The following is a 1,566-nucleotide window of genomic DNA, read 5'->3' as shown; positions in this document are numbered from 1 at the left end:
GGTTCGTCGTGGTCAGGGCGCCGACCTGGCTGGCCGACAGGCCGCCGATCTGGGTCGCCGAAAGCTCCTGCACCTGAGCCTGGCTCAGGGCGCCAACCTGCAGAGCGGAGAGCGCGCCGACCTGGGTGGCCGACAGCTCATCGATATCGGTGACCGACAGACCCTTCAGCTGGGTCGTCGTCAGCGCCGCGATCTGGGTGTTGGTCAGGGCGCCGGCTTGGGTGGCGTCCAGGACCGAGAGGTTGGCCGCCGTCAACGACTTGACCTGGTCGGCCGTCAGGGCGCCGATCTGGGTCGCCGAGAACTCACCGATGTCGGTGGCGGTGAGGTTGGACACCTGGGTCGTGGTCAGGCCCTTGACCTGGGTCGTCGACAGCGCGGCCACTTGGGTCGCCGTGAGGGCCGACAGAGCCGTCGTGCTCAGGGCGCCCAGTTGCGACGGGGCCAACGCCCCGACCTGGGTCTCCGACAGCTCGCCAACGTCGGTGGCCGTCAGGTTCTTCAGCTGGTTGGCCTTCAGCCCCTTGACCTGGGTCGTCGACAACGCCGCGGTCTGCGTGGCGTCCAGGGCCGAGAAGGCGCTGATCGCGCCAACCTGGGTCGGCGTCAGAGCGCCGATCTGGGTCGCCGAGAGCTCAGCGATATCGGCGTTGGTGAGGCCGCCCAGCTGCGTCGCGGTCAGGCCCTTGATCTGGGTCTCGCTCAGGGCGGCCACCTGGGTGGCGTCCCATCCCGAGAACTTGGCCGAGCCAAGCGCGCCGATCAGGGTGGCGCTGAGGCCCGAGATCTGGGTGGCGGTGAGGTCGTCAACGTTCAGCGCCGCGACCTGCTGAGCCGACAGGGCCGACAGCTGGGTTTCGGACAGTTCGCCGACGTCCGTCGTCGACAGACCGTTGATCTGAGTCGTGGTCAGACCCTTGATCTGCGTCGTCGTCAGAGCCGCCGCCTGGGTTCCGGTCAGGGCCGACAGGTTTCCGGCGGACAGGAACTTGATCTGATCCGCGCCAAGAGCGCCGACCTGGGTGGCCGACAGCTCGCCGACATCCGTGGCCGTGAGGTTGGACAGCTGGGTCGTCGTCAGACCCTTGATCTGGGTCGTGTTGAGCGCGCCGACCTGGGTCGCGTCCAGGGCCGAGAAGTTGGCGCCCAGGGCGCCGACCTGCGAAGCGCTCAGCGCCCCGACCTGGGTGGTCGACAGCTCGGCGACGTCAGCGGTCGTCAGACCCTTCAGCTGCGTGGCGGTGACGCCCTTGATTTGGGTTTCGCTCAGAGCGCCGATCTGGGTGGCGTTCAGGGCCGAGAAGCTGCCAGCGGCCAGGGCGCCGATTTGCGAGGCGCTCAGCGCCCCGACTTGCGTCTCGCTCAGGTTGCCAACGTTCGCGACGCTGAGACTGCCGAGCTGGCTCGCCGTCAGGCCCTTGACCTGAGTGGTCGAGAGCGCGCCGAGCTGAGTGGCGTTCAGCGAAGTCAGGTTCGTGGTGTTCAGGGCCGCGACCTGGGTCGCCGAGAGACCGCCGATCTGGGTGACCGACAGCTCCTGCGCCTGAGCCTGGCTCAGAGCGCCGA

1 pseudogene is annotated in these 1,566 nt (G+C 68.4%); it reads right to left on the bottom strand.

The window, feature by feature from the left end:
• Positions 1-1,566: pseudogene (locus tag AX690_RS23480) on the bottom strand (ice nucleation protein); the annotation flags it as partial.

Origin of the sequence: Caulobacter sp. CCH9-E1 (assembly GCF_001556515.1) — a bacterium.
Taxonomy (GTDB): domain Bacteria; phylum Pseudomonadota; class Alphaproteobacteria; order Caulobacterales; family Caulobacteraceae; genus Caulobacter.
This window is presented reverse-complemented; position numbering and strand designations above follow the sequence as displayed.